Source organism: Salmonella sp. SAL04213 (assembly GCF_046550535.1).
GTDB lineage: Bacteria > Pseudomonadota > Gammaproteobacteria > Enterobacterales > Enterobacteriaceae > Salmonella > Salmonella enterica.
In genome coordinates, this window is record NZ_JBGDXS010000006.1 from 244438 (window position 1) to 270241 (window position 25804).

Here is a 25804-nt window from a genome sequence, read left to right on the forward strand (position 1 = left end):
AACCTGTAATGAACAAGACCAACCATTTTAAGCGCCAGGCGCTTATCGCTTCGGTATTACTGGCTGCGCCGCTGGTATCGCACAGCGCGATTGTGCCGGATCGTACCCGCGTTATTTTTAACGGCAATGAAAATTCAATCACCGTCACGCTGAAAAACGGCAACGCCACTCTGCCCTATCTCGCACAGGCGTGGCTGGAAGACGATAAGTTCGCCAAAGATACCCGCTATTTTACCGCCCTGCCGCCGCTGCAGCGTATTGAGCCAAAATCCGACGGGCAGGTTAAAGTCCAGCCGTTACCAGCCGCGGCTAGCCTACCGCAGGACCGGGAAAGTCTGTTTTATTTCAACGTGCGGGAAATTCCGCCGAAAAGCGATAAGCCTAATACGCTCCAGCTGGCGCTGCAAACGCGTATTAAGTTTTTCTACCGCCCGGTAGCCGTCGCCCGGCAGGTGGATAAGACGCACCCGTGGCAGACGAAGCTCACGCTGACCTACCAGGGCGATGGTGTGATCTTCGACAACCCCACACCGTTTTACCTCGTCATCAGCAATGCCGGTAGTAAAGAGAACGAAACCGCCTCCGGCTTTAAAAACCTGCTGATTGCCCCGCGTGAAAAAGTGACCTCTCCCATCAAAGGTGCCTCGCTCGGCAGCTCACCGGTGGTGGGCTACGTCGATGATTACGGCGGTCATCGCCTGCTGGTTTTTACCTGCTCAGGGAATACCTGCAAGGTCAATGAGGAAAAAACCCGTGACGCTGAGAAGAAAGCGAATAAGTAATCCTGTGCGAAAGAGATCTATGACGATGTTGACTCGCTGGAAAATACTGGTGCTGCTGTGCGGTGGATTCGTTACCGGCACCGAGGCTGCCGGCACAAAAACCGTGCAACTGGAGCTGCATCTGGTCGTCACTCAACCACCGCCCTGTACGGTAGGCGGCGCTTCCGTAGAGTTTGGCGATGTCCTGACCACCAAAGTTGGCGATGTTTCTCAAACGAAACCTGTGGGCTACAGCCTGAACTGCGATGGCAGAGCGAGTGACTATCTGAAGCTACAAATTCAGGGGAGCACTACCACCATCAGCGGGGAGCAGGTTCTGCAAACTTCGGTGCAGGGGTTAGGCATCCGTATTCAGCAGGCGGGCAATAAACAACTGGTTCCGGTTGGCATAACGGATTGGCTGAACTTCACCCTGAGCGGCAGCAATGGGCCGGAGCTGGAAGCCGTACCGGTTAAAGAGCCCACCACGCAGTTAGCGGGTGGCGATTTTAACGCCAGTGCGACGTTAGTCGTGGATTACCAGTGATGGAGAGATTCATAGTGAAAAGGGTGCTTATCCTGACGCTTTTAATCACCCAGTTTGCCTGCGCCGACAATTTGACCTTTCACGGCAAACTGATAAACCCGCCCGCCTGTACTATCAATAATGGTGAAACGCTGGAGGTCAGTTTTGGTAGCGTGATTATTGATAATATTGACGGCGTCAATTACCTGACCGAGATCCCGTGGACCCTTACCTGCGACAGCAGCTTTCGCGATGACGCATTAACTTTTACGTTGAGCTATCTGGGCACGGCGACGCCTTACTCCGCAAATGCCTTAACCACCAATGTCCCTGAGCTGGGCATTGAACTTCAGCAGAACGGCACGGTATTTCCTCCCGGCACGTCGCTAACCATCGATGAGTCATCGCTTCCCACACTAAAAGCCGTGCCGGTAAAACAGCCCGGTAAAGAGCCTGCCGAAGGCGATTTTGAGGCTTTTGCCACGTTACAGGTGGATTACCAATGAACCGTATTTTTCAAACTGCCGGGCATTTGATCGGAGGCGTAATGTTATGGGCGGTTTGCAATACGCTACCTGCCGCCACGCCTAATGTGCACTACAGCGGTAAGCTGGTTGCCGGCGCCTGTAACCTGGTAGTGGATAATGACACGATGGCGACGGTGGATTTTCATACTATTGGCAGTGACAATTTCGACGCCAGCGGGCAAACCACTCCTGTTCCATTCACACTTAGCCTCCAGGATTGCAAAACAGCGCTAGCCAACGGCGTGCTGGTGGCCTTTCAGGGCGTTGAAGACAGTACTCTGCCCGGACTGCTGGCGCTGGAGCCCTCGTCGGAAGCCAGTGGTTTTGCGATTGGCGTGGAAACGGTTGCACAGCAACCAGTGAGTATCAATGCAACAGAGGGTACAGCTTTTGTGCTGAAGGAAGGGATTACCACCATCAACTTGCAGGCCAGGCTGCAAAAATACGCTGGTGAAGAGGTTATGCCGGGGGAATTTTCGGGTAGCGCAACAGTGAGTTTTGAATATCAGTAAGCTATAGGTAAAATTATAAGGATATGAAATGCAGCGAATTTTATTACAGCTAATACTGGTAATAATATCTGGTTTTTGGTGTATTGCGCTACAATGCGCTGAAGTAAGAACGGATATAGAATATAATTCTCAAATTATTTCACAGTTTGATAGTCTTGGTGCACTGACTGGCGATCCTACACTCGATACCATCCATACCCCATTACCAACAAACATTCATATCCTTTCATCGTGCACTAAGTCAGGTGGAGGCGATGGGGGTGGTTGTACTACTCAAGGTACAATTCCCTATGGACTTGAATCCACCCTTGAGTTTGATCCATCAACTTCTTTCATCAATACAACCGCTGTCGATAACGGTATCACTTATAGTTTTACTGGTGAAGCGGTAAAAGCGACGGCACATGCCGACTGTACGGGTAATCAGGCAACTAACAGCGCAATTTGTATATGGGATAAATCATTTTCACTTCCCCTCACCTTACTTACCAAACAGAATGGAATAACAATTAACCAGCAAAATCTTACAGTTTCGGTAATACCCGGAGGAGGAAATAATGACACTAATCAATATTCATCCCTTTCCGGCCATATTATTATTGATGAATCGGTAAGCAGTTACGCTAGTTATGAACCGGAAACATCGGGCATTGAGAATCTGAAATTCAAATGGACTGTAACAGTGACAGAAGATACCGAGGGTGATTTCGGTATATGGAACGGATCACTTGTACTTAATGGCTCTCCAGCGTCCACCCTACATCGTTATTTGCCTCCAGAAATATTAGATGCTTCATTTTCTGAAAATACGATAGTGCACAGTACAGAAGTCGCCATGACTGGCGCAAAAAATAATGTCGAGCTAGCCTCTGTATATCTCTACCATGGCAATACGCCATGCGACGATACATCCTTGTGTAACTACAGTCTTAATAAGACGTCGGTTGCTCTTGTATGTCACGATCTGAATGCGCAGCTTGCCTTTAGCAGCACTTGTAATGCTTCAGACACAACACATTGCCTGAACGGCAAAGTAGGTACGATAAATGGTACCTGGGGGAAAGTCAGCATTGATACAACTTGTGCAATCACCGTTTTGATACCCTACGAATAAACACAGGAAAAATGATGACCATAAACAAAAGAATCATAATTTCATTTATTCTATTCATGTGCTTCACCAACAATACATTTGGATCTGGATACGTTAAGATCAATGCCGAATTGAATAATATGGCAGGCAGAGGGGCAGGTACAGCTGATTTAAATAGTGACCTACGGGTTAGAACATCATTATTACCAGAGAATATTGAGATGTTATGTACTGGTGGAAAACTACGTGGCAGTCAGGTAACGTGCGCCCCTGGGCTATGGGTCGATATTGAATCAACGATAACAATGGATTCCAGTATAAGAATGATCATTGGCAGCACTTTTTTCACACTTCCCAATATGACTGAAACCCGCCGGGCCCGCTGTACATCACATGATAATTCCACACTTGATTGTGTCTGGACCAGCAATATCGATGCACAATTAAATATATCACCACTATACGATGCACAAATAATCAAACAAGATTTAAAATTACATATCGAACCATCTTCATATGATTACGCACAATCGCAATATATTGATGGGGAAATAACTTACAACACCAAAAAACATCAAGTATCCTATGACGCTTATAGTATAACTGATTACGGCTTTACAGACCATAATATAAAAACGGAAATTTCGATTATTGACGCCAATTTTGGGACCAGCATTACCACCATTAATGATAAAATGTCATTTTATAGTGACAGCGTACAAATTATCGCTTCAATCGATCCTGAAAATTTAACTGCTTCTTTTGATAAATACTCAGAAGTAACCTCAATAAATAAAGAATTTAGTGGACCAAAAACCAATGAGCTCATTGCAAATATTTTTTTAAGACATGGAAATATGCCCTGTGATGTCTATGAATCAGATTCAATTTGTGCACAAATAATAGATAATGCAACAGTATCAATAGCATGTGATGATAAAAACATGCAGATTGAGGCTATTCCCTGTGATCAAAACAATACTGAATGTGCCCGTTCACAGATGGTAGAACTTCGTGGTACCTGGGGACGAGTCAACATTGACACCGATTGTGCGGTAACCGTATTACTGCCATACGAATAGAAATTTGAACAAAACCGATTTTCATGGAACCATACCAGATATCTGGTAAGCAGATAGCTACCAGATATCTTTATAAAACATCAAGCCGTAGCCCTCGAGTATCTCCCTACATCCCGAATAATATCTGATAGATGATTAATATATCGATCGGCCTGTATTTCGCCAAAATGCTGCCAGCCGTAATGCCAGATATTTTCCAGATCTTCACTGGCCTTTGGCGTTAATTTTACCGTTCTCATCGGGTTTGATCATCCCTGTTTTGACCTTCCGTAAAAAGGCATCCTTTTCCCAGGCCTGCGGCTCTCCGCTGTTCAGACCTTCAGCCAGAAGTTCACATAACGCCTGAAGTCGTGACTCGGCCTGTTTTTCCCTCAGCAGACGAAGAGACTCTCTGATCACTTCACTTTGTGTTCTGTAATCACCTGATTCTATGAGCGATTCAATAAACTCACGCAGTTCATCGCCAGGATCAACGGTCATTGTTCTGGCCATAACAGCCTCCACTGTAAGTATAAATCTTACATAAGAGTACACCGGAAATGAAATGTACGTCGAAAACATACCCCATATCTCATGCTTATGGGGTTGGCTAATGCGGCTTTGCTGAACGAGTAGCAAAGCCGCTACATTATTACTGTCTGGGGTTTACCCCCCGTGCAGTCGCCGTGCATCAATCACATCCGGCACCTGGTTCAGCTTACCGAGCACGCGGCCCAGCACCTGCAGGTTGTAGATCTCGATGGTCATATCAATGGTGGCGATCTGCTGTTTAATGTCGCTGCGGCTGGCGACGCCCAGCACGTTGACTTTTTCGTTAGCCAGAATGGTGGTGATATCGCGCAGCAAGCCGCTGCGATCGTTGGCCTGGACGCGCACCACCAGCGAATATCCCGCCGAATAGCTTTCGCCCCATACCGCCTCTACGATCCGCTCCGGCGCATGTGAGCGCAGTTCCGCCAGCTGTTCGCAGTCGGCCCGGTGCACGGAAATCCCCCGCCCCTGAGTAATGAAGCCGACAATTTCATCCCCCGGAATCGGCTGGCAGCAGCGGGCGATGTGGTGCATCAAATTACCCACGCCTTCTACCACCACGCGCCCGTCGTCTTTACGACGATTTTGCGGCGCGTATGTTTTTTGTTGAAGCTGTTTCAGCGCCGCTGCATCCTGTTCCTCTGCACTCGGCTTATTGAACTGCGATTGCAGGAAATTCACCATCTGATTAAGACGGATATCGCCGCCGCCTATCGCCGCCAGCAACTCTTCCAGCTCATTAAAGTTGTAGCGCGGCAGCAGATGTTTCTCGGCCTCTTTCAGGCTAATCCCCAAATGCGCCAGCTCATCATCGAGGATCTGCCGTCCAGCCAGGATATTTTTGTCACGGTCCTGTTTACGGAACCAGGCGTGAATTTTCGAGCGTCCGCGGCTGGTCGTCACATAGCCCAGGTTTGGATTCAGCCAGTCGCGGCTGGGATTCGGCTGCTTCTGAGTGATAATTTCAACCTGATCGCCCATCTGTAACTGGTAGGTAAACGGCACGATGCGCCCACCAATTTTCGCGCCAATGCAACGATGCCCTACATCACTGTGAATGTGGTACGCAAAGTCCAGCGGCGTGGAGCCTGCAGGTAAGTCCACAACGTCACCTTTTGGCGTAAAGACGTAAACCCGGTCATCGAAGACCTGGCTGCGCACTTCATCCAGCATTTCGCCGGAGTCGGCCATCTCTTCCTGCCAGGCGATCAGCTTACGCAGCCACGCAATTCTGTCTTCATGACCGGAGCGCACGCCGCCGGACGCGGTGCCTTCTTTATACTTCCAGTGTGCCGCCACGCCCAGTTCGGCGTCTTCATGCATCTGTTTGGTACGAATCTGGATCTCAACGGTTTTACCGCCCGGTCCCAGGACCACGGTGTGGATAGACTGGTAACCGTTCGGTTTCGGGTTAGCGACATAATCATCGAATTCATCCGGCAGGTGACGATAATGCGTATGCACTATCCCCAACGCGGCGTAGCAGTCTTGCAGACGTTCAGCGACAATACGCACGGCGCGCACGTCAAAGAGTTCATCAAACGCCAGATGCTTTTTCTGCATTTTGCGCCAGATGCTATAAATATGTTTTGGTCGTCCGTAGACTTCCGCCTGCACGCCTTCGTTTTTCATTTCGGCGCGCAGATGTCCAACAAACTCTTCGATGTAATGTTCGCGATCGAGACGGCGCTCATGCAGCAGTTTGGCGATGCGTTTGTATTCCGCCGGATGCAGGTAGCGGAAACAGTAGTCTTCCAGTTCCCACTTCAGTTGTCCGATGCCCAGACGATTAGCGAGCGGCGCATAGATGTTGGTACATTCTTTCGCCGCCAGTACGCGCTCATCTTCCGGCGCCTCTTTCACTTCGCGCAAATGAGCGATTCGCTCGGCCAGTTTGATGACCACGCAGCGGAAATCATCCACCATCGCCAATAACATTCGACGGACGTTATCAACCTGCTCCGAAGAAACAGAGTCGTTATGAGTGGCGTTTAGCTGACGGATCGCCGCCATATCTCGCACGCCATGAATCAGGGTAACGATAGATTTGCCAACGCTTTCGCGCAGTACATCTTCGCTGACTACGTTGGCGTCGGCCAGAGGGAACAGTAGCGCCGCCCGCAGCGTGTCGATATCCATACTCAGCGTGGAAAGAATTTCTACCATCTCCACGCCACGCCACAGCAACAGATCCGCATCCGGATGTCCTTGTGTCTGTTGCAGGCAATACGCCCAGGTTTCGGCTAAGCGCTCACACGACTGCTGGCTGGAAATTCCCAGGCTTGCGATCCACTTTTTCGGATCAAATTCACCAGCTTTATTAATATGTGCACTTCTTACCGCGACCATCGTCCTCTCCTTAAGGGACCAAGCCTACCGAAGTCGGTAAGCCGGTAATCATTACATGCGCTCGAACAGAACCATTGATTCCAGATGTCCTGTGTGCGGGAACATGTCGAGCATCGCTAAACGCGTAACCTCATATCCCGCATTGACCAGCGCTTCACTATCGCGCGCCAGCGTCGCCGGGTTACAGGATACATAAACAATGCGAATAGGTTTTAATTTTATAATATGTCGCATCACTCCTGTAGCCCCCGCACGCGCAGGATCGAGTAAGACTTTGTCAAAGCCGTTTTTCGCCCACGGCTGCTTCGTGACATCTTCCTCCAGGTTCTCATGGAAGAATGTCACATTATGTAAACCATTGCGGATGGCGTTTTCACGGCCTTTTTCTACCAGAGCCGGAACGCCCTCAACCCCAATCACGCTTGCCGCGCGCGTTGCCAGCGGCAGCGTAAAATTCCCCATTCCGCAGAACAGATCCAGGACACGATCCTCGGCGCGCACATCAAGCCACTCCAGCGCGCGGGCGACCATTTGCTGGTTTACCGCCTCATTAACCTGAATAAAGTCTCGCGGACTGAAGGCTAAACGTAAGCCGTGCGAATCATACCAGGGCGCCTCGCCAGATACCGTTTCCAGTATCTCGCTAAACGGCGCCAGAAACAGAGACAATCCCTCAGAATGCGAAAAGCGTTCCAGTTTTTCTTTATCCGCCGCACTTAATGGCGCGGTATGGCGCAGAATCATCAGCGTACCGCTTCCCGCCTGTACCAGCTCAACATGCCCAAGATGTCGGGTGCCGTGTAAACTCGCCAGACACGCCCTGATTCGGGGCAGCAATGCTGCAAGCTGGGGCGCCAAAACGGGGCACTGTTCGACATTGACGATATCGCTGGAACCCGCTTTGCGAAATCCCATTTGCAGCGGTTTATCCGGCGGGCAATTCAGACTTAACCGCGCACGACGCCGATAACCCCAGGGCGCGCCGGCGATGATGTCATTCACCTCGTGTTTCATCAAACGCGCCAGCGCCGCGCTTTTGCTGCGTTGTTGCAGGGTGATGCTGACATGCTGTTGCTGACAACCGCCGCAGACGCCAAAATGCGGGCAGCGCGGCGTTTCTCGTTCCGGGCTATCATTCAAACGGCGCGAAACGCGTGCGCGGGCAAATTGCTTTTTATCTTCTGTAATAATGACTTCTGCGCTTTCCTCAGGCAATAAACCGGGGATAAACAGCGCCTTTCCGTTATGACGGGCTACGCCCTGACCAAATGAATCGAGGTCATTGACTTTAACGGTTATGATCTGACGCGTCGTCACGCGCCGTTTTGCAGAGTAGAATTGCGCCATCGACCAGCTTTTTCTCAATTTAACAGTGTGACCCTAATTGTCCCATAACGGAACTCCATGACCAACTACAGCCTGCGCGCACGCATGATGATTCTGATCCTGGCCCCGACCGTCCTGATAGGTTTGCTGCTCAGTATCTTTTTTGTAGTGCACCGCTATAACGACCTGCAGCGTCAACTGGAAGATGCCGGCGCCAGTATTATTGAACCGCTCGCCGTCTCCAGCGAATATGGTATGAACTTACAAAACCGGGAGTCTATCGGCCAACTTATCAGCGTCCTGCACCGCAGACACTCTGATATTGTGCGGGCGATTTCCGTTTATGACGATCATAACCGCCTGTTTGTAACGTCTAATTTCCATCTGGACCCCTCACAGATGCAGCTTCCCGCCGGAGCGCCGTTTCCACGTCGTCTGAGTGTCGATCGCCACGGCGATATTATGATTCTGCGCACCCCGATTATCTCGGAGAGCTATTCGCCGGACGAGTCAGCGATTGCCGACGCGAAAAATACCAAAAATATGCTGGGATATGTGGCGCTTGAACTGGATCTCAAGTCGGTAAGGCTACAGCAATACAAAGAGATTTTTATCTCCAGCGTGATGATGCTTTTTTGTATTGGCATTGCGCTGATCTTTGGCTGGCGGCTTATGCGCGATGTCACCGGGCCTATCCGTAATATGGTGAATACCGTTGACCGCATTCGCCGCGGACAACTGGATAGCCGGGTGGAAGGATTTATGCTGGGCGAGCTGGACATGCTGAAAAACGGCATTAATTCCATGGCGATGTCGCTTGCCGCCTATCACGAAGAGATGCAGCATAATATCGATCAGGCCACCTCGGACCTGCGTGAAACCCTTGAGCAGATGGAAATCCAAAACGTTGAGCTGGATCTGGCGAAAAAGCGCGCCCAGGAAGCGGCGCGTATTAAGTCGGAGTTCCTGGCGAACATGTCGCACGAACTGCGAACGCCGCTGAACGGCGTCATTGGCTTTACCCGCCTGACATTAAAAACGGAGCTGAACCCCACCCAGCGCGACCATCTGAACACCATTGAGCGTTCCGCGAATAATCTGCTGGCGATCATTAATGACGTGCTTGATTTCTCCAAGCTGGAAGCCGGTAAGCTCATTCTGGAAAGTATCCCTTTTCCACTGCGCAACACGCTGGATGAAGTGGTTACGCTGCTGGCCCACTCGTCGCATGATAAAGGGCTGGAGTTGACGTTAAATATTAAAAACGACGTCCCGGATAATGTGATTGGCGACCCGCTGCGCCTGCAACAGGTCATTACTAATCTGGTGGGTAATGCCATTAAGTTCACCGAGAGTGGCAATATCGACATTCTGGTAGAAAAGCGGGCGCTCAGTAACACCAAAGTACAGATTGAAGTGCAGATCCGCGATACGGGGATCGGCATTCCGGAACGCGACCAGTCGCGACTGTTTCAGGCGTTTCGCCAGGCCGATGCCAGTATTTCTCGCCGTCACGGCGGCACCGGGCTTGGGCTGGTGATTACGCAAAAGCTGGTCAACGAAATGGGCGGGGATATCTCTTTCCACAGCCAGCCTAATCGCGGCTCGACCTTCTGGTTTCATATTAATCTTGATCTTAACCCAAATGTCATTATTGACGGGCCGTCGACCGCGTGTCTGGCCGGGAAACGGCTGGCTTATGTCGAACCGAATGCTACCGCCGCGCAATGTACCCTGGATCTACTGAGCGACACGCCGGTGGAAGTGGTTTACAGCCCGACCTTCTCCGCGCTGCCGTTAGCGCACTACGATATTATGATTTTGAGCGTTCCGGTGACCTTCCGTGAGCCGCTCACCATGCAGCATGAACGTCTGGCGAAAGCGGCATCAATGACGGACTTTCTACTGCTGGCGCTACCTTGCCATGCGCAAATTAACGCCGAAAAGCTGAAACAAGGAGGCGCGGCGGCCTGTCTGTTAAAACCATTGACGTCAACGCGCCTGTTGCCAGCGCTGACGGAATATTGCCAGTTGAATCACCATCCTGAACCGCTGCTAATGGATACCAGTAAAATCACCATGACGGTTATGGCGGTTGATGATAATCCCGCCAATCTGAAACTTATCGGCGCGTTACTGGAAGATAAAGTCCAGCACGTAGAGCTTTGTGATAGCGGACATCAGGCGGTGGATCGGGCGAAACAAATGCAGTTTGATCTGATTTTGATGGATATTCAGATGCCGGATATGGACGGCATACGCGCCTGCGAATTGATTCACCAGCTTCCTCATCAGCAGCAAACACCGGTTATTGCCGTTACGGCACATGCGATGGCCGGGCAAAAAGAGAAGTTGCTCAGCGCGGGCATGAACGACTATCTGGCTAAACCGATAGAAGAAGAGAAGTTGCATAATCTGTTGCTGCGCTATAAACCTGGCGCCAACGTAGCAGCGCGCCTGATGGCGCCGGAACCGGCTGAGTTTATCTTCAATCCAAATGCGACGCTCGACTGGCAGCTTGCGCTCCGCCAGGCTGCCGGTAAGCCCGATCTGGCGCGGGATATGCTGCAAATGCTGATTGATTTCCTGCCGGAAGTGCGCAACAAAATTGAAGAACAACTGGTGGGAGAAAATCCCAACGGTCTGGTCGATCTGGTCCATAAGCTACACGGGAGCTGCGGCTATAGCGGCGTACCGCGGATGAAGAACCTTTGCCAGCTTATTGAGCAACAGCTTCGCAGCGGCGTCCACGAAGAGGAGCTGGAGCCTGAGTTTCTGGAGCTGCTGGATGAGATGGATAATGTCGCGCGTGAAGCGAAGAAGATATTAGGCTGATATTCGCCGGATGGCGGCGTGACCGCCTTATCCGGCCTACAACTCAGCGTAACTGTTGCCCCGCTTTCAGCGTTGCAGCCACGTTGCGCGCGGTCATTCGTACGTTTTCACTCGCATTCTTCAGCGCGTCCTCCAGCGTGCAGATGGTATAAATCACGCTGAAAACGGCATCAAGCCCATGTTCATGAACCACGCCAACGTCCGCCGTCAGGCTACCCGCAATACCAATTACCGGCTTGTTATACCGTTTGGCGATGTTTGCCACGCCAATAGGGACTTTACCGTGAATGGTCTGGCTGTCGATGCGTCCCTCGCCGGTGATGACTAAATCAGCATCCGCAAGACACGCTTCCAGATGAAGCGCATCGGTGACAATCTCAATACCACGCCGTAGCTGCGCGCCGCAAAACGCGTATAACGCCGCCCCCATGCCGCCTGCCGCTCCGCCGCCTGCCAGATCCAACACATCGACATGCAGATCGCGAGCAATCAAATGCGCATAGCGAGTCAATGCCGTATCCAGGCGTTCAATCATTTCCGGCGTCGCCCCTTTTTGCGGACCAAAAACCGCAGACGCGCCCTCTTTGCCGGTAAGGGGATTCGTGACATCGCAGGCGACCTCTATATGGCACGCCGACAAACGCTTATCCAGGCCGCTGACATCAATGCTGGCGAGTGTTTCCAGCCCAATGCCGCCTTGCGCAATATCATTGCCCTGCGCATCCCGTAGCCTGGCCCCCAGCGCCTGTACCATCCCCGCGCCGCCATCGTTGGTGGCGCTACCGCCGATACCAATAATGATATGCTCAACGCCCGCATCCAGCGCATGACGGATCAGCTCGCCGGTTCCCCATGACGTGGTCTTCAACGGATCGCGTTGCGCGGGCGGCACCTGCTCCAGCCCGCTGGCGGCCGCCATTTCAATGAACGCGGAACGCGCATCGCCGGAAAGCCCATAAAACGCATTGACGCGATGTCCCAACGGCCCGGTGACCTCAACATGCACGATTCGACCCGCCGTCGCTTCAACCATCGCTTCGACAGTACCTTCTCCGCCATCAGCCAGCGGCAATTTCAGGTAATCGGCGTCAGGCCAGATCTCGCGAAATCCTTGTTCAATGGCGGTCGCTACCTCAAGAGCACTCAAACTTTCCTTATACGAGTCTGGTGCGATCACTATTTTCATAAGTCGTCCTTACGCATGTTGATCCTGTTAAGCATACACCCAGAGAAGAACCGGTTCCTTACGGAACCGGCTCTGACTTAACGCACCATGCAAGGACGCTTATTATCAAACGTCCAGCCAGGAATTAAGTACTGCATTCCCATCGCGTCGTCACGCGCGCCTAAGCCATGTTTTTGATAGAGCTCATGCGCTTTCATCACCTGATCCATATCGAGCTCAACGCCCAGACCCGGTTTGGTCGGTACTTGCACCATGCCGCCTTTAATTTCAAACGGTTCTTTAGTCAGACGTTGGTTGCCTTCCTGCCAGATCCAGTGGGTGTCGATCGCGGTGATCTTGCCCGGCGCCGCCGCGGCAACATGGGTAAACATCGCCAACGAAATATCAAAGTGGTTGTTAGAGTGCGAGCCCCAGGTCAGACCGAACTCATGACACATTTGCGCCACGCGTACAGAGCCCTGCATAGTCCAGAAGTGCGGGTCAGCCAGCGGGATATCTACAGATTGCAGCGACAGCGTATGCCCCATTTGACGCCAGTCGGTCGCTATCATATTGGTGGCCGTCGGTAATCCGGTCGCGCGACGGAATTCCGCCATCACTTCACGTCCGGAAAAACCCTGCTCCGCGCCGCACGGATCTTCTGCATAGGCCAGAGAACCTTTCAGGTATTTACCAATGCTGATCGCTTCGTTCAGCGACCAGGCACCGTTTGGATCGAGCGTGACGCGCGCTTGTGGGAAACGTTTCGCCAGCGCCACGATTGACTCGGCCTCTTCTTCGCCCGCCAGCACGCCGCCTTTCAGTTTGAAGTCGTTGAAGCCGTATTTTTCATAGGCGGCTTCCGCCAGACGCACTACCGTTTCCGGCGTCATCGCCTCTTCATGGCGCAGACGATACCAGTCGCATTGCTCATCCGGCTGGCTCTGATACGGCAGCGGCGTGGCCTTGCGATTGCCGACAAAGAACAGATAACCCAGCATTTCGACTTCGCTGCGCTGCTGACCGTCGCCTAACAGCGAAGCGACGTTGACGCCCAGGTGTTGGCCCAAAAGGTCAAGCATTGCCGCTTCAATACCAGTCACCACATGGATAGTGGTACGGAGATCGAACGTTTGTAAACCGCGTCCGCCCGCATCGCGATCGGCAAACTGGTTGCGAACGGCGGTCAGGACATTTTTATATTCACCCAGCGTTTTTCCAACCACCAGTGGGATCGCATCTTCCAGCGTTTTGCGAATTTTTTCGCCGCCCGGAATCTCGCCGACCCCGGTATGGCCGGAGTTATCTTTAATAATGACGATGTTGCGCGTGAAGAACGGGGCGTGCGCGCCGCTCAGGTTCATCAGCATACTGTCATGACCCGCAACCGGGATAACCTGCATTTCAGTCACTACAGGCGTCGTAAATTGAGTACTCATAACTGTGTCCTTATTCAGAATTAGTGACGACCAAAAACAGGGCGTTTGCGGTCAAAAGTCCAGCCGGGGATCAGGTATTGCATCGGGCCTGCATCATTACGCGCGCCGCCTGGCAGCTTTTTATACGCGTCATGCGCTTTTCGCACCTGTTCCCAGTCAAGCTCCACGCCCAGTCCTGGCGCATCCGGAACGGCAATTTTGCCGTTTTTAATTTCCAGCGGATTTTTAGTCAGGCGGCAATCGCCCTCCTGCCAGATCCAGTGCGTATCAATAGCGGTGGGTTTGCCTGGCGCCGCCGCGCCGACATGGGTAAACATCGCCAGTGAAATATCAAAATGGTTATTCGAATGGCAGCCCCAGGTTAGCCCCCAGTCATCGCACAGTTGCGCCACGCGAACGGCGCCGGTGAGGGTCCAGAAATGCGGGTCGGCAAGAGGAATGTCTACCGCGTTGAGCATCACCGCGTGTCCCATTTCACGCCAGTTGGTGGCAATCATATTGGTCGCCACCGGCAGACCGGTCGCGCGGCGGAACTCCGCCATGACTTCACGACCAGAGAATCCTTGCTCCGCGCCGCACGGATCTTCCGCGTAGGTCAGTACATCATTCAGCCCTTTGCACAACGCAATGGCTTCATCCAGTAGCCAGGCGCCGTTCGGATCCACGGTAATACGCGCGTCCGGGAAGCGTTTTTTTAGCGCGCGAACGGTATCAATCTCTTGTTCGCCCGGCAGCACGCCGCCCTTGAGTTTAAAATCTTTAAAGCCGTAGCGATCCTGAGACGCTTCCGCCAGCCGCACGACCGCGTCGCTGTTCAGCGCTTCCTGATGACGCAGGCGATACCATTCGTGACTGCCCGGCGTGCTTTCCAGATACGGCAGATCGGTTTTAGTACGATCGCCAATATAGAAGAGATAGCCTAACACGGTGACGGCATCGCGCTGTTTACCGGGTCCTAATAGTTCACAGACCGGCACATTAAGCGCCTGCCCCAGTAGATCAAGCAGCGCCGCTTCCAAAGCTGCCACCGCGTTAACCCGCAGTTCAAACGTCCATGCGCCTTTACCAAAGGTGTCAAAATCAGCAGCCTGGTTGCCTTTATGCACCTGCTGCACCACTTTGTTCAGGCGGGCGACTTCCTGGCCTAATACCATCGGAATAGCATCGACCAGCGTCTGATAAATCACTTCTCCGCCCGGCGCCTCGCCGACGCCAGTATGCCCGGCGTTATCGGTGAGGACGACGATATTACGGGTGAAGTACGCGTTATGCGCGCCGCCGATGTTGAGTAGCATACTGTCATGTCCGGCAACCGGAATGACCTTCATGTCCGTAATAACGGGACTGGATTGCGTTGTCATGATAATTGTCCTGCGACAGGTTTCAGTTCAATACGCTTAATATCGCCTACCAGCACCAGATAGCTGATGATGGCCACCAGGGCATGTACGCCGACATAGATCAACGCGCCGTTGAAGGAACCGGTGGTGCCAACGATGTAACCAATCGCGATTGGCGTCACAATACCGGAAATATTGCCGAACATATTAAACAAGCCGCCGGAAAGACCGCTGATCTCTTTCGGCGCGGTATCCGCCATTACTGCCCAGCCCAACGCGCCGATACCTTTACCGAAGAAGGCCAACGCCATAAAGCCGATGATCATCCATTCCACGTTCACATAGTTACAGAACACCATAACCATTGACAGCAACATCCCCAGCACAATCGGCGTCTTGCGCGCGATATTCAGGGAGCCAGTACGACGCATCAGCCAGTCGGAAATGATGCCGCCCAACACGCCGCCAATAAAGCCGCAGACCGCAGGAACCGAGGCGACAAAGCCCGCTTTGAGAATCGACATGCCGCGCGCCTGGACCAAATAGACCGGGAACCAGGTAATAAAGAAATAGGTCAATGCGTTAATACAGTACTGACCGATGTAAACGCCAATCATCATACGAGAGCCCAGCAGCTGTTTGATCTGGCCCCATTTGACGCTAAACGGTACTTTCGCTTTGGTGTCTTTCTGATCCATATTGATCAGCGCGCCGCCTTCTGCGATGTACTCCAACTCTTTCTTATTTACGCCCGGATGGTTATTTGGTTCATGGATAACTTTCAACCAGATAAAGCTGATGATGATCCCTAACCCGCCCATAAAGAAGAAGACATGCGACCAGCCCACTTCGTGCGTCAGCCAGCCCATAATCGGCGCGAAAATAACCGTGGCAAAGTATTGCGCGGAGTTAAAGATGGCCACCGCCGTTCCCCTCTCCTGCGCCGGGAACCAGGCTGCAACAATGCGACTGTTGCCCGGGAAAGAAGGCGATTCCGCCAGACCAACCAGGAAACGAAGCGTAAAGAGGGCGACAATAATGCCGAAACCACTAAAGATATCGACAAAACCCTGCAACAGGGTGAAGACTGACCAAATGAAAATAGACCAGAAATAGACGCGTTTGGAACCAAAGCGGTCCAGCAGCCAGCCGCCCGGGATCTGCCCGATAACATAGGCCCATGAAAAAGCAGAAAAAACATAGCCCATACCTACCGGATCAAGGCCGATATCTTTGGCCATTTCTGAGCCGGCAATGGACAATGTGGCGCGGTCGCCGTAGTTGAAGGATGTGACGATAAACAGCATCACCACTATCCAGTAGCGGGCGTTCGTGCGTTTCTCCGCACTGCTCGCCGCGTGACTTAATGAACTCATTGTTGCACTCCTGAAATTTCGCGTTAGCTACGCTCACTCTGAACTGCACAACCGGTAGGGAATCAGAGATAACGTTTCCTTGTTGCAGCTTTTATTAGGTCGTTTGCTTTGCACGCTGCATGCTTTTATTCACTGGCAGGAGAAGTATAAAAAGCGCGCCACACACACTCACCGTGCAACAACACAGTATTTTGGCGATGAATTACGCCTGTTTATGGCAAAAGCCCAGGACAGTGGAAGCCACTTCACGGAAATGAAATCAGAAGGCGCCAGGCGTCGACGCAGGAGGAATAAAAAGAGAAGAATGTGAAACAGGTCGCTTGATTACATGAAAACGCCCGTAAAAAACTGCCGCTTTTGCGGGCATATGCCCAAAGCTAACACGATTCAGTTACTTTACACTGTATACAGGTCGTGATTTTGCTTACTGGCAACGCAAGCAAACGAAAAGGTACCCTCCCGTAGGGGGGAGGGATTTACCTCAGGAAAGTAAAGTTCCCCAGTTTTCAACCCAGGGATTGGACTGGCTCTCCGGCTCCGGATGTTCGCTGGCGTCAATGAATAACATCTCCCCCACCCGCTGCGCGCTTTGCTCTTGCAACAGGGCATCAAACTGTTTGCCGCCATTACAGAAATTGGGGTAGCTGCTATCACCTAGCGCAATCACCCCGTAACGCAGGTTTGGTTGAAAACCGACTGTATCTTTAATGCCGTGAAAGAGCGGCGCAATGCTATCCGGTAGATCGCCCTGCCCGGTTGTCGAGGTAACGACCAGCGCAACCTTATCCTGATATTGCTGCCAGTCGGACAGTTCAGGATCTTCAAACACGGTCGCGCTGTGGCCCTGTCTGGCGAGGATCGCTTCCGCTTCTTCCGCCACCAGCAGTGAGTTGCCATACATGGTCCCGACAAAAATACCAATTTCTGCCATTATGCGTATCTCCCTGAATTATGCCTGATGAGTCTCATCCTGCCGGGACGCCGCCGTAAACTCAACCCTTTCATTGTCAGGGAGAAGTCCACGCCAGCCAAACTGTGTCAGCGCCTGCATCCAGGTTTCATCCAACCCGGCCTGAATTATCAACGGCTGTCCGGTAAAGGGGTGCGTCAGTTCAAGCCGACTGGCATGAAGCATCAGGCGACGACAGGCAAAATGCTCTGCGGCGCTGCGGTTTTGTCGCAAATCGCCATGCTTGCTGTCGCCGATGATAGGATGACGCAGATGCGCCAGATGACGACGAAGCTGGTGCTTGCGTCCCGTTTTTGGTTCCAGCTCAACCAGACCATAACGCGTGGTGGGATAACGTCCGGTCGGCACCGCCATTTCGACCGTCGCCAGCCCGCGATACTGCGTTACAGCCGGCTGGGGCGCTTTATCTTCGCGGGCGAATTTATCGGCAATTTTATCGCGCTCTTCCACCAGCGGATAATCCAGTACCGCGTCATCCATCAGCCAGCCGCGCACAATGGCATGGTAGCGTTTACGGATGTGGTGCTGCTCGAACTGCTGCGCCAGACGGCGTCCCGCTTCGCTGGACAGCCCCATTAACAGTACGCCCGACGTGGGTCTGTCGAGACGGTGGGCGGTAAAAACATGCTGGCCGATTTGGTCGCGCACCGTTTGCATGACCACGACTTTTTCGTCGCGATCCAGCCAGCTCCGGTGAACAAGCCAGCCTGCGGGTTTATTCACGGCAACCAGCCACGGGTCTTGATAGAGGATCTCCAGCATCAGGATTTATCGCGGACGAATAGCGCATCCAGATCCTGCAAAACCGCCAGGATCGCCTCCCGCTGCGGATGATCCGCCGCCAGCGCCATTTCATAATAAGGGGCGACGGCAAACGCCTCGGGCAGCGGCTGCGCATTATCAAGTAGGGTATGCATACGTGGGATCAATACCCATTGCAGCCATTCCAGCGGTTCCATGGTATCCATAAAAAATGGTTGGGTGCTGGTAAACAGGTGCGCCTGCGGCGCATCCTGCCGCCAGTGGCGATGCTCGCGCAGCAGCGTTTCAAGCGCATGTAACTGCTGACGCACACGGTCATGAGTCGTCATGTTAAAACCTCAATGATGAAAATCTGGCGCGAAGAATAACAAAAAAAAGGGAGCACTGTATAAACAGTGCTCCCGGTTCGTTTCGCAGCATTCCAGCTACTTTTCGTGCTCCCTGCTCATCCGTGACAACTTTTCCTGTGACCTTACGGCCTGTTCATCCTGAACGTTTGCATCCTGCGCACATCGCCCGATGTGATAGCTTCATCCTGAAGCGTCCCTGGTCATCCAGACCCGCCGAACATCCTGATCGGCTCTCGTTCTCCGTCCTGGAGGTGTCCTTTAACGCATCCTGCGCTTTCCACTTTGCTTCATCCTGAAGCCTTTCCTTGTAACACCATCCTGGCGTGTCCTGCTGAAGCGTCATCATCCTGACGTTCGCTTCGTTGTACGACTCCCTGTCGACGAAGATAGAATCGCCTGTTTCACCTTGTCTTACAAGACGCTTACAGACAATACCTTAAGTAAATTTTCATATGAAAGTGCGCAAAAACATTTTAATTAGTTGTTTTATATAGACTTACATAAGAAAACGGGGCTCAGTATCCGCTGATATCCTGGCGATCTCCTACAGACTTTGTAAGAGATCTCTCACACCCGTTAGGGCAAACGATTACAGAAGAGGATTAAGTTGCGTAAGGAATTCCGCAAGCGTTGCGGCAAGAACGGTACGATTGCGGGTGCCCAGCGTTTCTTTAATCACCTCGCCGGACAGATTACAGACCGAAATAACCTCAAGCTCATTTTCCTGCGTCGCAATAAAAAGCGTGGGAGGAAGCTTGAGCCGCTTTTGCGTGACCAGGTGGCCTATCAGATTTTCCTGCACGCGCCGAAAGTCATCCTGACTCCAGGTTTGCAGTAGCGTAAGCTTTTCATCCGCAAACTGCGCGGGCATGTCGCCAGCAAACTGCGTGGTGTAAAACGCGTGGAGCGCAGGTTGTACCATAATATCAAAGGCGCGTTCAACCGCGTTTACATTTTCTTCGCCTTCAAAAGGCTGCGGCTGCCAGTAAACGGCATCGCGGGTTGAAGAAATAATGCACGGAGAAGGTACGCCATACAGTTCTTCGCTCAACGGCCAGCTACCGTGTTTTTCTTGCCACGCGTCGCAGTAACGCGTCGTAAAGGCTTTCAATGCCTGCGCTGTCAGTTCGTCCACCAGTTTCTCTCTTCATAAAAGCCAGGATACACTTGGCGCATAGTGTATCTGGTTTATGACGGTGAAACATGTCTTCTTATGAAAACCATCAGGCTCTCGATGGCCTGACTCTCGGAAAATCAACGGATTACCGGGACAATTATGACGCCAGCCTGCTGCAGGGCGTACCGCGCAGTTTGAATCGCGACCCGCTCGGATTAACAGCCGATAATTTGCCGTTCCACGGCGCGGATATCTGGACGTTGTATGAACTTTCCTGGCTTAACAGCCGTGGTCTTCCGCAGGTCGCCGTCGGGCATGTCGAACTGGATTACACCAGCGTTAATTTAATCGAATCCAAAAGCTTTAAACTGTATCTGAACAGCTTTAACCAGACGCGCTTTGACACCTGGGAGACGGTGCGCCAGACGCTGGAGCGCGATCTGCGCGCCTGCGCGCAGGGCAACGTTAGCGTGAGGCTTCATCGTCTTGATGAGCTGGAAGGACAGCCTGTCGCCCATTTCCACGGCACCTGTATTGACGATCAGGATATCAGTATCGACAACTACCAGTTTACTACCGACTATCTGCAACATGCGGTCAGCGGCGAGAAGCAAGTAGAAGAGACGCTGGTCAGTCATCTGTTGAAATCCAACTGCCTGATCACCCACCAACCGGACTGGGGCTCGATACAAATTCAGTATCGCGGGCGCAAAATCGACAGGGAAAAACTGCTGCGTTATCTGGTCTCCTTCCGTCACCATAATGAATTTCACGAGCAGTGCGTAGAGCGTATTTTTAATGACATTCTGCGCTTCTGCCAGCCGGAAACGTTAAGCGTTTATGCGCGCTATACCCGCCGCGGCGGGCTGGACATTAATCCCTGGCGCAGCAATACCAATTTCGTGCCCGCCACGGGCAGGCTGGCGCGACAGTAATTTTTTTGTCAATTTTGCGTGCCGGATTGCGCATGTAAGGTTGTGAAAGGTCATCAGCCAGGGCTATTGTAATCAACAGGGAATGGCGTGTTGCGTCCCATAAGGAGTTTACTTGATTACACATATTAGCCCGCTTGGCTCAATGGATATGTTGTCGCAACTGGAAGTGGACATGCTGAAACGCACGGCCAGTAGCGACCTGTATCAACTGTTTCGTAACTGTTCACTTGCCGTTCTTAACTCCGGCAGCCTGACCGACAACAGCAAAGAGCTGCTGTCCCGCTTTGAAAATTTCGATATTAACGTACTGCGCCGCGAGCGCGGCGTGAAGCTGGAATTGATTAACCCGCCTGAAGACGCCTTTGTTGACGGGCGGATTATTCGTGCGCTACAGGCTAACCTGTTCGCGGTGCTGCGCGACATTCTCTTTGTGAATGGGCAGATCCACAATGCCGGTCGTTTCCAGCATCTGGATCTTGAAAGCTCAACACATATCACCAATCTGGTGTTCTCCATTTTGCGCAACGCCCGGGCGCTGCACGTCGGCGAAGCGCCAAACATGGTGGTATGCTGGGGCGGCCACTCAATTAACGAAAACGAGTACCTGTATGCCCGTCGCGTCGGCACGCAGTTGGGATTACGCGAGCTGAACATTTGCACCGGCTGCGGCCCTGGGGCGATGGAAGCCCCCATGAAGGGCGCGGCGGTCGGTCACGCGCAACAGCGTTATAAAGACAGCCGCTTTATCGGCATGACTGAACCTTCCATTATTGCGGCTGAACCGCCTAACCCGCTGGTGAACGAACTGATCATCATGCCGGATATCGAAAAACGCCTGGAAGCGTTCGTCCGTATCGCACACGGTATCATCATCTTCCCGGGCGGCGTGGGTACGGCGGAAGAGCTGCTTTATTTGCTGGGAATTCTGATGAATCCAGCCAATAAAAATCAGGTGCTGCCGCTGATCCTGACCGGACCAAAAGAGAGCGCCGATTACTTCCGCGTGCTGGATGAGTTTATTACCCATACGCTGGGCGAAGCGGCCCGCCGTCATTACCGCATCATCATTGACGATGCGGCGGAGGTAGCGCGGCTGATGAAGAAAGCGATGCCGCAAGTGAAAGAGAATCGCCGCGATACTGGCGACGCCTATAGTTTTAACTGGTCGATGCGTATTGCACCGGATCTGCAGGTGCCGTTTGAGCCGTCGCATGAGAATATGGCCAACCTGAAACTGTACCCGGATCAGCCGGTTGAGATTCTGGCGGCGGATCTGCGACGCGCCTTCTCCGGTATTGTCGCGGGGAACGTGAAGGAGGTCGGGATACGCGCCATTGAAGCTAATGGTCCGTATAAAATCCACGGCGATCGAGAAATGATGCGTCGCATGGACGATCTGCTGCAGGGTTTCGTCGCGCAGCATCGTATGAAATTGCCGGGTTCCGCCTACATCCCCTGTTACGAGATCTGCGCTTAGCGCTTATGCCCGGTTGCCGCCAGCAGCCGGGCGCTTCTCCCATTCCTTTCATTGCGGTATGGCGATTCACGTATTCCTTCATTTTTTATGATGATCATCAGAGGCATAGCCCGCATTGTTTTATAAACACCATTTATAATTCATCATAAATAGATTGCCAGGCAAACGTTTACTTGACTCCTCTTACCGTGATTTATCGGCTCAAACTCTTATTCTTCGCAAGAATCCACTAAAAACCTTGATTTTTATAGTCAAACCTCCGTATCTTGCGCCCCAATCTTTCCGGCCTTATATCGTTAATGGTAGCCTTCGCGCCCGGAAATTCGTTATGACGTTTTTTTAATAGATTAATGGTCCAAATTTATCCATGTAAGAAGCGGATTATTGCATTTGAGATCGGGATCACTGATAGATTCATCACTTAAATGTATCTTTCCGCCCGAAAATTATTACGGCGAAAAATTATATAAAAAGCGTCCCTAAGCAGATTTCATTTTACGATCAGGTCTTTTTTCATTGGATTAGACCAGCAACCTGATTTTTAGCATCCTCCAGGAGAAATAGATGGAAACCACTCAGACCAGCACGATTGCTTCGATTGACTCTCGAAGCGCATGGCGCAAAACGGATACCATGTGGATGCTGGGCCTTTACGGCACGGCTATCGGCGCGGGCGTTCTGTTCCTGCCAATCAACGCAGGCGTCGGCGGCATGATTCCGCTCATCATCATGGCGATTCTCGCTTTCCCGATGACCTTTTTCGCACACCGTGGCTTAACCCGCTTCGTGCTGTCCGGTAAAAACCCGGGTGAAGACATCACTGAAGTCGTTGAGGAACACTTCGGTATCGGCGCAGGTAAACTGATTACCCTGCTCTACTTCTTCGCGATTTACCCCATCCTGCTGGTTTACAGCGTGGCGATTACTAATACCGTGGAAAGCTTCCTGACCCACCAGTTAGCGATTAATCCGCCGCCGCGGGCGATTCTTTCCCTGATCCTGATTGTTGGCATGATGACCATCGTGCGCTTCGGCGAGCAAATGATCGTTAAGGCGATGAGTATCCTGGTATTCCCGTTCGTCGCTGCGCTGATGCTGCTGGCCTTGTACCTGATCCCGCAGTGGAACGGCGCGGCGCTGGAAACGCTGTCCTTTGATTCCGCCGCGTCTACCGGTAACGGTCTGTGGATGACGCTGTGGCTGGCGATTCCGGTGATGGTTTTCTCTTTCAACCACTCCCCGATCATCTCCTCCTTCGCGGTTGCGAAGCGTGAAGAGTACGGTGAAGGCGCAGAGAAGAAATGTTCTAAAATTCTGGCCTTCGCCCACATCATGATGGTGCTGACCGTAATGTTCTTCGTCTTCAGCTGCGTGCTGAGCCTGACGCCGGCGGATCTGGCAGCGGCAAAAGAGCAGAACATCTCTATTCTGTCTTACCTGGCGAACCACTTTAACGCGCCGATCATCGCCTGGATGGCGCCGATCATTGCGATGATTGCTATCACCAAATCCTTCCTCGGCCACTACCTGGGCGCGCGTGAAGGCTTTAACGGGATGGTGATTAAATCGCTGCGTGGTAAAGGTAAATCCATCGAAATCAACAAACTGAATAAAATTACCGCGCTGTTCATGCTGGTCACCACCTGGATTGTGGCGACGCTGAACCCCAGCATCCTGGGCATGATTGAAACCCTGGGCGGCCCGATCATCGCGATGATTCTGTTCCTGATGCCGATGTATGCCATCCAGAAAGTACCGGCAATGCGTAAGTACAGCGGTCATATCAGCAACGTATTCGTTGTGATTATGGGCCTGATTGCCATCTCCGCTATTTTCTACTCACTGTTCAGCTAAGTCCTTTAGCGCCGCTTACCGCGGCGCTTCTCTATGATACAACCGCAATGGATGCCCTATGATTAGCGTATTCGATATTTTTAAAATCGGCATTGGCCCTTCCAGTTCTCACACCGTCGGACCAATGAAAGCAGGCAAGCAGTTCACGGACGATCTGATTGCCCGCCATATCCTTACAGATGTCACCCGCGTCGTGGTGGATGTCTACGGCTCTCTGTCATTGACGGGTAAAGGCCACCACACTGATATCGCCATTATTATGGGCCTGGCGGGGAATCTGCCGGACACCGTCGATATCGACGCCATTCCGTCCTTTATCCAGGATGTGAACACCCATGGGCGTTTACTACTGGCTAATGGGCAGCATGAAGTCGAATTTCCGGTCGATAAGTGCATGAATTTCCACGCCGACAACCTGTCTCTGCATGAAAATGGGATGCGTATTACCGCGCTGGCGGGCGATAAGGTGCTCTACAGCCAAACCTACTACTCCATTGGCGGCGGCTTTATCGTCGATGAAGAGCACTTTGGTTTGACGAATAGCGAACCTGTTAACGTGCCGTACCCTTACAAAACCGCCGCGGATTTACAGCGCCACTGCCAGGAGACGGGCCTGTCGCTCTCCGGTCTGATGATGCAAAACGAACTGGCCCTGCACAGTAAAGAAGCGCTGGAGCAGCACTTCGCCAGGGTCTGGGAGGTGATGCGCAGCGGTATTGAGCGCGGTATCACCACCGAGGGCGTATTGCCGGGCAAACTGCGCGTTCCGCGTCGCGCGGCGGCGCTGCGTCGGGTGCTGGTCAGTCAGGATAAGACCACCACCGATCCGATGGCGGTCGTCGACTGGATCAATATGTTCGCGCTGGCGGTGAACGAAGAGAATGCCGCAGGCGGACGAGTAGTCACTGCCCCGACTAACGGCGCATGTGGTATTGTTCCGGCGGTGCTGGCGTACTATGACAAGTTTATCCGCGAAGTAAATGCTAACTCGCTTGCTCGCTATATGTTGGTCGCCAGCGCGATTGGCTCGCTGTATAAGATGAACGCCTCTATTTCCGGCGCCGAGGTGGGTTGTCAGGGAGAGGTCGGCGTGGCCTGTTCCATGGCGGCAGCGGGTCTGGCCGAGCTGCTGGGCGGTAGTCCGGCGCAGGTGTGTATCGCCGCAGAAATCGCCATGGAGCATAATCTGGGGTTAACTTGCGATCCGGTTGCCGGTCAGGTACAGGTTCCCTGCATTGAGCGTAACGCGATTGCTTCAGTCAAAGCGGTCAACGCCGCGCGTATGGCGCTGCGCCGTACCAGCGAACCGCGCGTATGCCTCGATAAAGTGATTGAGACCATGTACGAAACCGGTAAAGACATGAACGCTAAGTACCGCGAAACTTCGCGCGGCGGCCTGGCGATGAAGATCGTTACCTGCGATTAATTCTCAGCACATTTTAGGATCTGTAGGCCGGATAAGGCGCTCGCCGCCATC

22 protein-coding genes and 1 pseudogene are annotated in these 25804 nt (G+C 52.4%); 11 read left to right on the forward strand and 12 right to left on the reverse strand.

The annotated features are described in order from the left end of the window. Nucleotides 1-8: 8 nt before the first annotated feature. From ACLJPQ_RS16420 to ACLJPQ_RS16445, 6 genes are read left to right on the forward strand one after another with little or no spacing between them, the layout of a single operon-like run. Complete coding sequence (locus ACLJPQ_RS16420) at nucleotides 9-782, forward strand: fimbria/pilus periplasmic chaperone (RefSeq protein WP_001044459.1); 774 nt, start codon at nucleotides 9-11, stop codon at nucleotides 780-782. A 19-nt stretch (nucleotides 783-801) separates the two neighbouring features. Next, nucleotides 802-1308: a fimbrial protein gene (locus tag ACLJPQ_RS16425; RefSeq protein ID WP_000178262.1), complete on the forward strand. Its 507-nt coding sequence runs from the start codon at nucleotides 802-804 to the stop codon at nucleotides 1306-1308. Nucleotides 1309-1322: 14 nt separating this feature from the next. Further along, nucleotides 1323-1793: a fimbrial protein gene (locus ACLJPQ_RS16430; protein ID WP_000832396.1), complete on the forward strand. Its 471-nt coding sequence runs from the start codon at nucleotides 1323-1325 to the stop codon at nucleotides 1791-1793. Further along, nucleotides 1790-2326 (forward strand): fimbrial protein, encoded by a 537-nt coding sequence (locus tag ACLJPQ_RS16435; RefSeq protein WP_001079643.1) that lies wholly within the window; start codon nucleotides 1790-1792, stop codon nucleotides 2324-2326. Before ACLJPQ_RS16430 ends, ACLJPQ_RS16435 begins: the two co-directional genes overlap by 4 nt. A gap of 28 nt (nucleotides 2327-2354) precedes the next feature. After that, on the forward strand, nucleotides 2355-3440 hold the full coding sequence (locus tag ACLJPQ_RS16440) for a hypothetical protein (RefSeq protein ID WP_080184767.1): 1086 nt from the start codon (nucleotides 2355-2357) through the stop codon (nucleotides 3438-3440). Nucleotides 3441-3451: 11 nt separating this feature from the next. After that, nucleotides 3452-4501: a hypothetical protein gene (locus tag ACLJPQ_RS16445; RefSeq protein WP_227490277.1), complete on the forward strand. Its 1050-nt coding sequence runs from the start codon at nucleotides 3452-3454 to the stop codon at nucleotides 4499-4501. A gap of 119 nt (nucleotides 4502-4620) precedes the next feature. Here ACLJPQ_RS16445 and ACLJPQ_RS16450 read toward each other — a convergent pair. The 4 genes and pseudogenes from ACLJPQ_RS16450 to rlmD form a co-directional block, all read right to left on the reverse strand. After that, a pseudogene (locus ACLJPQ_RS16450) lies at nucleotides 4621-4740 on the reverse strand (type II toxin-antitoxin system RelE/ParE family toxin); the annotation flags it as partial. Next, a complete protein-coding gene (locus ACLJPQ_RS16455; protein WP_023785404.1) occupies nucleotides 4706-5062 on the reverse strand; it encodes a type II toxin-antitoxin system ParD family antitoxin in 357 nt (118 codons plus the stop codon). The pseudogene ACLJPQ_RS16450 and the gene ACLJPQ_RS16455, both read right to left, overlap by 35 nt. Nucleotides 5063-5146: 84 nt before the next feature. Next, on the reverse strand, nucleotides 5147-7381 hold the full coding sequence (gene relA / locus ACLJPQ_RS16460) for a GTP diphosphokinase (protein ID WP_080184769.1): 2235 nt from the start codon (nucleotides 7379-7381) through the stop codon (nucleotides 5147-5149). A 51-nt stretch (nucleotides 7382-7432) separates the two neighbouring features. Beyond that, entirely contained in the window at nucleotides 7433-8728 is a 1296-nt protein-coding gene (gene rlmD, locus ACLJPQ_RS16465; RefSeq protein ID WP_000046860.1) for a 23S rRNA (uracil(1939)-C(5))-methyltransferase RlmD, read from the reverse strand. A gap of 57 nt (nucleotides 8729-8785) precedes the next feature. On the opposite strand from rlmD, the gene barA reads away from it, so the two are divergent. Then, entirely contained in the window at nucleotides 8786-11542 is a 2757-nt protein-coding gene (gene barA / locus ACLJPQ_RS16470) for a two-component sensor histidine kinase BarA (RefSeq protein ID WP_000186400.1), read from the forward strand. Nucleotides 11543-11585: 43 nt separating this feature from the next. Here the strand turns inward: barA and ACLJPQ_RS16475 are convergent, their stop codons facing one another. The 8 genes from ACLJPQ_RS16475 to syd all read right to left on the reverse strand — a co-directional run bounded on the left by ACLJPQ_RS16475 (nucleotide 11586) and on the right by syd (nucleotide 20079). Further along, a complete protein-coding gene (locus ACLJPQ_RS16475; RefSeq protein WP_080184770.1) occupies nucleotides 11586-12728 on the reverse strand; it encodes a glycerate kinase in 1143 nt (380 codons plus the stop codon). Between the two features lie 77 nt (nucleotides 12729-12805). After that, entirely contained in the window at nucleotides 12806-14146 is a 1341-nt protein-coding gene (gene gudD, locus ACLJPQ_RS16480) for a glucarate dehydratase (protein ID WP_000107113.1), read from the reverse strand. Nucleotides 14147-14166: 20 nt separating this feature from the next. Beyond that, nucleotides 14167-15507, reverse strand: a complete 1341-nt coding sequence (locus tag ACLJPQ_RS16485) for an enolase C-terminal domain-like protein (protein WP_000211806.1) — start codon at nucleotides 15505-15507, stop codon at nucleotides 14167-14169. Then, a complete protein-coding gene (gene gudP, locus ACLJPQ_RS16490; protein ID WP_000097015.1) occupies nucleotides 15504-16862 on the reverse strand; it encodes a galactarate/glucarate/glycerate transporter GudP in 1359 nt (452 codons plus the stop codon). The genes ACLJPQ_RS16485 and gudP overlap by 4 nt, the downstream gene beginning before the upstream one ends. 481 nt (nucleotides 16863-17343) lie before the next feature. Further along, nucleotides 17344-17793, reverse strand: a complete 450-nt coding sequence (locus tag ACLJPQ_RS16495; protein WP_000807739.1) for a flavodoxin — start codon at nucleotides 17791-17793, stop codon at nucleotides 17344-17346. 18 nt (nucleotides 17794-17811) lie between these two features. Next, nucleotides 17812-18594 (reverse strand): tRNA pseudouridine(65) synthase TruC, encoded by a 783-nt coding sequence (truC, locus tag ACLJPQ_RS16500; protein WP_000890028.1) that lies wholly within the window; start codon nucleotides 18592-18594, stop codon nucleotides 17812-17814. After that, complete coding sequence (locus ACLJPQ_RS16505) at nucleotides 18594-18923, reverse strand: YqcC family protein (protein ID WP_000207015.1); 330 nt, start codon at nucleotides 18921-18923, stop codon at nucleotides 18594-18596. Before ACLJPQ_RS16505 ends, truC begins: the two co-directional genes overlap by 1 nt. A gap of 610 nt (nucleotides 18924-19533) precedes the next feature. Beyond that, nucleotides 19534-20079 (reverse strand): SecY-interacting protein, encoded by a 546-nt coding sequence (syd, locus tag ACLJPQ_RS16510; protein WP_000343990.1) that lies wholly within the window; start codon nucleotides 20077-20079, stop codon nucleotides 19534-19536. A gap of 68 nt (nucleotides 20080-20147) precedes the next feature. Here syd and queF point away from each other — a divergent pair, with 68 nt between their 5' ends. The 4 genes from queF to sdaB all read left to right on the forward strand — a co-directional run bounded on the left by queF (nucleotide 20148) and on the right by sdaB (nucleotide 25753). Then, a complete protein-coding gene (gene queF / locus ACLJPQ_RS16515; protein WP_080184771.1) occupies nucleotides 20148-20996 on the forward strand; it encodes an NADPH-dependent 7-cyano-7-deazaguanine reductase QueF in 849 nt (282 codons plus the stop codon). Between the two features lie 112 nt (nucleotides 20997-21108). Beyond that, complete coding sequence (ppnN, locus tag ACLJPQ_RS16520; protein WP_000627973.1) at nucleotides 21109-22473, forward strand: nucleotide 5'-monophosphate nucleosidase PpnN; 1365 nt, start codon at nucleotides 21109-21111, stop codon at nucleotides 22471-22473. 564 nt (nucleotides 22474-23037) lie between these two features. Continuing rightward, entirely contained in the window at nucleotides 23038-24327 is a 1290-nt protein-coding gene (gene sdaC / locus ACLJPQ_RS16525; RefSeq protein ID WP_000450462.1) for an HAAAP family serine/threonine permease SdaC, read from the forward strand. A gap of 58 nt (nucleotides 24328-24385) precedes the next feature. Then, nucleotides 24386-25753, forward strand: a complete 1368-nt coding sequence (sdaB, locus tag ACLJPQ_RS16530; protein WP_000626384.1) for an L-serine ammonia-lyase II — start codon at nucleotides 24386-24388, stop codon at nucleotides 25751-25753. Nucleotides 25754-25804 lie beyond the last annotated feature (51 nt).